Source organism: Oribacterium sp. WCC10 (genome assembly GCF_900113415.1).
Lineage (GTDB): Bacteria > Bacillota > Clostridia > Lachnospirales > Lachnospiraceae > Oribacterium.
In genome coordinates this window covers 1-7,747 of sequence record NZ_FOPH01000041.1, presented here as the reverse complement: position 1 = coordinate 7,747, position 7,747 = coordinate 1, and the positions used below count along the sequence as shown (strand labels likewise).

Annotated in this window: 6 protein-coding genes and 3 tRNA genes; all 9 read left to right on the top strand. The window is 33.3% G+C overall.

Going from position 1 to position 7,747, the window contains the following annotated elements:
• The 9 genes from BM294_RS15370 (at position 1) to BM294_RS15330 (ending at position 6,633) form a co-directional block, all read left to right on the top strand.
• A tRNA-Tyr gene (locus BM294_RS15370) sits at positions 1 to 74 on the top strand.
• A gap of 43 nt (positions 75 to 117) precedes the next feature.
• Positions 118 to 190, top strand: a tRNA-Val gene (locus BM294_RS15365).
• 32 nt (positions 191 to 222) lie between these two features.
• Positions 223 to 296 (top strand) — tRNA-Met (locus BM294_RS15360).
• Positions 297 to 448: 152 nt separating this feature from the next.
• Positions 449 to 1,519 carry a 6-phosphofructokinase gene (locus BM294_RS15355; protein WP_091209938.1) on the top strand — a complete coding sequence of 357 codons (1,071 nt, stop codon included), beginning with the start codon at positions 449 to 451 and terminating at the stop codon, positions 1,517 to 1,519.
• A gap of 40 nt (positions 1,520 to 1,559) precedes the next feature.
• Complete coding sequence (gene dnaX, locus BM294_RS15350; protein WP_091209936.1) at positions 1,560 to 3,161, top strand: DNA polymerase III subunit gamma/tau; 1,602 nt, start codon at positions 1,560 to 1,562, stop codon at positions 3,159 to 3,161.
• Positions 3,162 to 3,172: 11 nt separating this feature from the next.
• Positions 3,173 to 3,508 carry a YbaB/EbfC family nucleoid-associated protein gene (locus BM294_RS15345; protein WP_091209934.1) on the top strand — a complete coding sequence of 112 codons (336 nt, stop codon included), beginning with the start codon at positions 3,173 to 3,175 and terminating at the stop codon, positions 3,506 to 3,508.
• A complete protein-coding gene (gene recR, locus BM294_RS15340; protein ID WP_091209933.1) occupies positions 3,508 to 4,104 on the top strand; it encodes a recombination mediator RecR in 597 nt (198 codons plus the stop codon). The genes BM294_RS15345 and recR overlap by 1 nt, the downstream gene beginning before the upstream one ends.
• A 39-nt stretch (positions 4,105 to 4,143) precedes the next feature.
• Positions 4,144 to 5,895 carry a tetratricopeptide repeat protein gene (locus tag BM294_RS15335; RefSeq protein ID WP_091209931.1) on the top strand — a complete coding sequence of 584 codons (1,752 nt, stop codon included), beginning with the start codon at positions 4,144 to 4,146 and terminating at the stop codon, positions 5,893 to 5,895.
• A 3-nt stretch (positions 5,896 to 5,898) separates the two neighbouring features.
• The gene (locus BM294_RS15330; RefSeq protein WP_091209929.1) at positions 5,899 to 6,633 is read left to right on the top strand and encodes a CvpA family protein; all 735 of its coding nucleotides are present in this window, start codon (positions 5,899 to 5,901) and stop codon (positions 6,631 to 6,633) included.
• Positions 6,634 to 7,747: the final 1,114 nt, after the last annotated feature.

Genomic DNA, 7,747 nt, shown 5'->3' with positions numbered 1-7,747 from the left:
TCCCGAGTGGCCAAAGGGGGCAGACTGTAAATCTGTTGTCACTGACTTCGGTGGTTCGAATCCACCCCCATCCATCGGAAACTCTGTATGAGTTTCACAGTTGTATTTCAACTGAATGGGGTCTTAGCTCAGCTGGGAGAGCATCTGCCTTACAAGCAGGGGGTCACAGGTTCGAGCCCTGTAGGCCCCATTATCTTTTGGGAAGACAACTTAATTGAATATCGCGGGATGGAGCAGTCTGGTAGCTCGTCGGGCTCATAACCCGAAGGTCGTTGGTTCAAATCCTTCTCCCGCAATTTTTAAGATCACCTCTTGGTGATCTTTTTTTATTATATGAAGTAAAAAACTAAAAAATCCTACTTGATTGAAAATGATATATATACTTTGTATAATTTAAAAAGTTAATAATATGTGAATATATTTTAATTAAAGGAAAGGAGTAGCTTAAATGAGAATAGGTATGTTAACCAGTGGTGGAGATTGTCAATCTTTAAACGCTACTATGAGAGGTGTTGGTAAAGCATTGTTTAATCTATTTGATGATCTTGAAATTTTTGGTTTTGAAGATGGATACCACGGCCTGATATATTCAGAATATCATAAGTTAGAGAGGTCAGACTTTTCAGGTATTTTAAACATTGGTGGAACAATTCTTGGAACATCAAGAACTCCTTTTAAACAGATTCGTGAAGCAGATGAGAATGGATTAGACAAAGTAGAAGCTATGAAACATACTTATAGACAACTGCGTTTAGATTGTCTTGTTGTTCTTGGTGGTAATGGTTCTTTGAAAACAGCCAATCTATTATCACAAGAAGGTTTAAATGTTATTGGATGTCCAAAAACAATAGATAATGATCTTTGGGGAACAGATATGACATTTGGATTTCATTCAGCTGTCAATATTGCTACAGAGGCTATAGATTGTATACATACGACAGCAGCATCACATTCAAGAGTATTTATCGTAGAGATAATGGGACATAAAGTTGGATTGATGACTTTATATGCAGGTTTAGCAGGTGGCGCCGATATTATTTTGATACCTGAAATACCATACCATATAGATGCTGTTTGCAATAAGATATCAGAACGTTATAAACGAGGATCAAAGTTTTCGATAATAGCTGTTGCTGAAGGTGCTATTTCATATGAAGATTCAAAATTAACAAAGAAGGATTATAAAAAGAAATTAGTTGATAGAAAATATCCATCAGTGTCTTATGAATTAGCAGCTAAAGTCTTTGATAAAACAGGAATAGAAGTTAGAGTAACAGTACCTGGACATACACAAAGAGGTGGATCACCGGTACCATATGATAGAGTTCTTGCAACTCGATTTGGAGTTGAAGCAGCCAAGTTAATACAAAAGAAGGAATTCGGAAATATGGTGGCGTTAAAAGGAAATGATGTAATAAAGATTCCTCTTAAAGATATAGCCGGGAAACTTAAAACTGTTGAACCAGATTCACAAATAATTAAAGAAGCTAAGCTTTTAGGCATTTCCTTTGGAGACTGACAGAATTTTATAATATAAATGTTAAATATGAGGTTTTTAATTGAGTTACACTGCACTATACAGAAAATGGAGATCACAAACATTTGATGAAATAAAAGGACAAGAACCTATCACTGAATCTTTCAAAAATCAGATTAAGACAGGTAGAATCGGGCATGCATATTTATTTTGTGGAACGAGAGGAACAGGTAAGACTTCTGTGGCAAAGATTCTAGCAAGAGCAGTTAATTGTCAGAACCCTATAAATGGAAACCCTTGCAATGAATGTTCTTCTTGTAAATCTATATTGAACGATTCTAGTATGAATGTAGTTGAAATGGATGCGGCATCAAATAATGGAGTTGATGATATTAGACAGATAAGAGATCAGGTTCAATATCCACCTGTTGACGGTAAGTATAAAGTTTATATTATAGATGAAGTACATATGTTAAGTCAGGCGGCTTTTAATGCATTTTTAAAAACTTTGGAAGAGCCCCCGGAGTATGTAATATTTATTCTTGCAACAACAGAACCAAATAAACTTCCAATTACAATACTGTCAAGATGTCAAAGATATGATTTTAAACGAATATCCACAGATACAATAGCAAGTAGATTACGTGAAATATCTGATTCTGAAGGTATAAATGTTGAAGATGAGGCATTAGACTATATTGCTAGAGTTGGAGATGGATCAATGAGAGATGCAGTATCATTGCTTGATCAGTGTTCAGCTTTTCAATTTGAACATTGCATTAAATATGAAGATGCATTAAATATACTTGGTGCGGTAGATACATCTGTTTTTTCAGAAGTAATTGAAGCATTGAATATGAAGGATATAAAAGAATTGCTTAATATAATTTCAACTGTTATTGAGCACGGAAGAGAAATTGGTCAATTTATATCAGATCTTATAATGTATATCAGAAATCTTCTTTTGGCCAAAACTGTAGATAATTTGCAAGGACTTGTAGATATGTCAAAAGAGAATCTGCAAAAACTTAAGGATGATTCGAAATTGTTTTCAACTACGGAACTTCTTAGATATATAAGAATGTTAAGTGATTTAAGTAATCAGATAAGATATTCAAATCAAAAAAGAATTTTATTGGAAACAACTTTGATGAAGTTGGCTTTTCCAGAAACTGATGCAACATTGGAAGGATTGAATGCAAAGTTAAGTGAAATAAAAAGAGAAATATCTAATTTCGATTTTTCTGATGCAACTGGAAATAAATTAGACTTATCAAAAGTGGTAGATACTAAAACAATTAATACTAAAGCAGTATTATCTAATAAGCCTAATAAAGTTAGTTTGCCTAAGGCACAATATGATGATCTTCAACTACTGAAAAAAGAATGGAGAAACATATGTATTGCTGTTCCATCCTCAGTAGTGTCGGTGGCTCTAAGAGAAACATATGTAAAACCTAATAAGGAACGTGATGGAATGATCATAGTTACTAAAAGTAAAGGAGGATTTAAGATTATATCTGAAGAAGAATCAAAGGATATGCTATGTAAAGTAGTTGAAAACAGATATAATAAGTTGATAAAATTCAGTACTGAGTTATCAGAAGAAAAAGAAAACTCTACAGTGTATGTTACTACTGATGACTTGGAACAAATTAATATAAATATTGAAACAGAAGGATAAAAGGTGAAAGAATGGCGAAACATGGTGGATTTCCTGGTGGAATGCCTGGAATGAATATGAATAATTTAATGAAGCAGTATCAGCGTATGCAGAGAAAACTTGAGGAAACACAGGAAGAGTTGTCAAAGAAACAGTATATTGGACAAGCTGGTGGAGGAGCAGTTAAGATAACTGTTTCTGGCGAAAAGAAAGTATTAAATGTTGAAATTGATAAGGATGCTGTAGACCCTCAGGATGTTGAAACACTGGAAGATATGATTTTTGCAGCAATTAATCAGGCTTTAGGTGAAGCAGAAGAGGATTCTCAGTCACAAATGGGTAAGTTGACCGGAGGACTTGGCTTCTAATGGAATATTTTTCTAAAGATATTTCAAGACTTATTGGTGAATTGTCACATCTTCCGGGAATAGGTCAGAAAAGTGCTCAGAGATTGGCATTTCATATTATAAATGCACCAAAAGAACAGGCGGAACAATTAGCTGAATCTATACTAAAGGCACGATCAAATGTTCATTACTGCAAAATCTGTTATACATTAACAGATTCAGATATATGTCCGATCTGTATGTCTGAGCAAAGAAACCATAAGCAGATAATGGTAGTTGAAAATAGCAGAGATATGTCTGCATATGAACATACAGGTAAGTACACTGGTGTTTATCATGTATTACACGGTGCTATATCTCCTATGTTGGGAATTGGTCCTGATGATATTAAGCTTAAGGAACTTATTGAAAGGTTAAAGGATGATGTAGAAGAAGTTATTATAGCGACAAATTCGTCCCTAGAGGGCGAAACAACTGCTACATATATAACTAAACTAATAAAGCCTTTAGGTGTTAGGGTTTCACGTATTGCATCAGGAGTTCCAGTTGGTGGCGATATAGAAAATATAGATGAAGTAACACTGTTACGTGCTTTAGACGGAAGGGTCATACTATAAATAAAAATCAATTAAACTGCTAAGGAGTATAAATATTTAATGGATAAGTACGAATTTAACATTAAAGCAGAACAGATGCGTAAAATGGCAGATCAGGGAGATTATAAGACTGCAATGCAGATTGCAGATACTATAGATTGGAGACGAGTAAGAAACGCAAACCTTCTAGCCTCTGTAGCAGAAATATATGAGTTTAATAAAGAATATGAAGAAGCAAAAGATATATTACTTCTTGCTTTTGAACGTGCACCTGTTGGAAAAAGATTTCTCTATAAACTTTCAGAAATATCTGTAAAATCAGGAAATATACAGGATGCTCAAGAATACTATAGAGAATTTTGTGAAATGAATCCTGATGATTCGCGTCAATATCTTCTAAGATATATGATACTAAAGTCCAAGGGTGCTTCTGCTGAACAGTTAGTGTCTCCTTTGGAAGAGTATACTTCGGTAGATGTAGATGAGAAATGGCTTTATGAGCTTGCAAAGCTATATTCTGATGCAGGGTATGAGGAAGAATGTATAAAGACATGTGATAAGGTAATGCTTTTGTTTGGACTTGGACAGTATGTTGATAAGGCAATGGAATTAAAGAAAAAATACTGTCAATTATCAGAACAACAGCTTGACCTTGTTGAGAACAGAAATAAATATGAGGAAAACACTCAAATTGTATCAGAAGAGTATAATGATATAAATGGAAATGTAGAGAATACTTCTTCTGCGAATGAAGATGATCGAAAAGATGAATTGAATGACAATGGAAATGAGAATCTATCCAAATCAGATAATGAAGTAGATAATTCGAAAAAATCGGATGATACTAATACAGAAATAGAAGAAATAAAGTCAAAACAAACTGATATTGATGAAAAAGTTATAATAGATGATATTCATATAAAGGATGAGACTACTGAGAAGAGAGAACTTAATAACTATCATATGATAATTGAGGCTAAATCCAAGGAGGATGGCTTTAAGATAGCAGTTGATGAAATAAAGTATTTTCACGATAAATATGGTTTTAGTTTTAAAGTAGCTAAGACTAATTCTGAAAAACTTAATGAAAAAGGATTTGCTGCATTTCAGTCAAAGATAGAAGGAAAGGATCTGATCATTGAAGAAGCCGGAGCTCTAAGATATGAGGTTGTTGATGAAATAGCTGAATATATTGATTCGCTGCAAGACTCGAGTTCGGTTGTTTTAGTTGATGAAGTTGATAGATTCGATAGAATGGCAGAAGATCGTCCAATGTTCATCAAGAAATTTGATTTGGTATCAGATGTAGATGATGAGGATCTTGTAGAGGATGTTAATATTGATTTCGAAGAAGAAAAGAATATTATAGAATCAAAAAATATAGATGAGAATAACAGGGAGAAAAGCATTAATTCATTAAATGAAAGTATGGATTATACCAGCTCGGATATAGATGACACTAATGCTTTTGATGAAGTAGTAAATAGTAATATACAAGATGATAAAGATGAATTACCTTCTGACTATTATAAAGAAATGGACATAGATGATTTTGCAACATATGCTCAGGAATATGCAAAGCAAATAGATTGTGTTCTTCCGGGAAAGACAGTTTTAGCATTATATGAAAGAATAGAAATCATGCAGGAAGATGGTATTTCATTAAATAAAGCAAGTGCAGAGGAACTAATAGAAGAAGCTGCGGATAAGGCTGAGAATCCTGGAATAGGCAAAAAACTGACTGGAGTATTCCATACCAAGTATGATAAAGATGACAGACTTATTTTGAGAGAAGATTGCTTTATAGGTTAACATATGTCAGAAGTATATGAAATAATAAAGAATGATTGGATTCAGATAAGCGTGATTGCCTTTATGGCGATCATGCTTATTTGCGGTTATTACAAAGGTTTGGTAAAGATGTCTTCAAATCTGGTATCATTTATTATCTCCTTAGCAATAACCAGGTACCTGCGTCCACAAATACAGGAATGGTTGATGAATAATCAATACATAGAAAAATATATAAAAACAAATATATATAAGAATATTTCAGATAATATAAATTCTATTCCAGGCGAAGTAGTTATTAATAATCAAATAGAGAATAAGGATACAATAACAAAACAGCTAATAAAACAGACTATTGAATCAAATCAACAAAACAGTATAGAGACATTTTATGACTTTATCGGACTTGATAAGATTACAGATATAGTCGTAGATAAAATGACTGGATTTATAATATCAGTATTGACTTTTATTCTACTATTAGTAGTTGTAACAATAATTGTTAAGATCTTATTTAAGTTGCTTGAAAGAATAGCTGATTTACCTGTTTTGACAGTTTTTAATAGAATTTCAGGAAGTATACTTGGATTAGTAGAATCAGTATTATATATTTGGATATTCTTAATCATAATTGAAATTTTACCAAAAAATGATTTTGTAGTGAGTATGATGAATCAGATAAATAGAGAAGGGACATGGATTAATATGCTTAAACAAGCAAATATTTTTATTAGAATATTTGATAATATTATGAATTAGAAGGAAGAATAAAGAGATAAGTAAAGGTTAAGATGATTCAGATTAATTATAGGAACTCTAAACTCTTAATAGTCTAGTGGTACTGATCAAAATAGGTTAGATATTGGTTCTGCTTATTTTTTTACTTTGCTAGGATTTATATAGTGGAATTGATTAAGTAAAATGTATGAATACAAAAAAGCTGAAGTGAAAAGGTGATTTCCACTTTTGGGATATTCTAAAAATAGTGGAATCGAGTCTTACGAACTCAGCCCATATAATGGATATAATTCGACAAAACGATGTAGAAATGTCTATTTACCTAGCATTTTACTATGATTTATACAACAGGAAACAGAGGCAGAGCTTAGCAGACAGGACAATCCTGAAGACTAATTTCCACCTCTGATGCGGTCTGCAGCCATACAGCTGCGGGCTGTTTTTATGAAGATTTATTGCAGTTCCAAACTTTGCTGACCGCGAATCTGTTCATTCTTTACTCTTGCGTGCCAGATCCAATCGGTTATCAACTGACTTACATTTGTATGCTTTTCCCATGCGTATTGTTTTAAACGTTCTGATGTATCTAAAGATATATAGATGTTAATCCGTTTCTTTTGAGAGTTCATAAAGCTCTCCTTTCTTATTGATTTATACTTAAAACTGACCCAGGCTGTGGAATTAAACTTTGCACTTCACGTGAATACAAAAAATAGAAAAAAATAATTCTATTTGCTTGACAGTGTTCATTTGATTTGATATAGTAAACAAGCTGTCGCAGGGAACTAAGTTTTCTGGACATAAGAACCTTGAAAATCAAAGATCGATTAATACACAGACCCTGAAGATTCTTTGAAAAAGAAAATTCAGAGCGGAAGAGTTCGAAAGGACTCGGAAGCAAACGACCAAATATGGTCAAGCGAATTTATTCGCAGTAAAGAAACGGACAGAACGAAAAGCCAAGCTTTAGTTTTGAGTTGAAGGAGTTTTCATCAGAAAACTCCGGAACGATATGCACCGATCTATGATCGGCGTCCTGCGCAAGCAGGATCATCGGTGAGCCACAAGCTCAACGATGACAAACAGAGGAAGAACTTAAAGAGAGAAATCTCTTAACATTTAAGATGAGAGTTCG

Bases quoted from the DNA above. Each gene is read 5' to 3' on its own strand.
- BM294_RS15335 (WP_091209931.1), top strand. From the start codon at position 4,144: ATGGATAAGTACGAATTTAACATTAAAGCAGAACAGATGCGTAAAATG.
- recR (WP_091209933.1), top strand. From the start codon at position 3,508: ATGGAATATTTTTCTAAAGATATTTCAAGACTTATTGGTGAATTGTCA.
- BM294_RS15355 (WP_091209938.1), top strand. From the start codon at position 449: ATGAGAATAGGTATGTTAACCAGTGGTGGAGATTGTCAATCTTTAAAC.
- BM294_RS15345 (WP_091209934.1), top strand. From the start codon at position 3,173: ATGGCGAAACATGGTGGATTTCCTGGTGGAATGCCTGGAATGAATATG.
- BM294_RS15330 (WP_091209929.1), top strand. From the start codon at position 5,899: ATGTCAGAAGTATATGAAATAATAAAGAATGATTGGATTCAGATAAGC.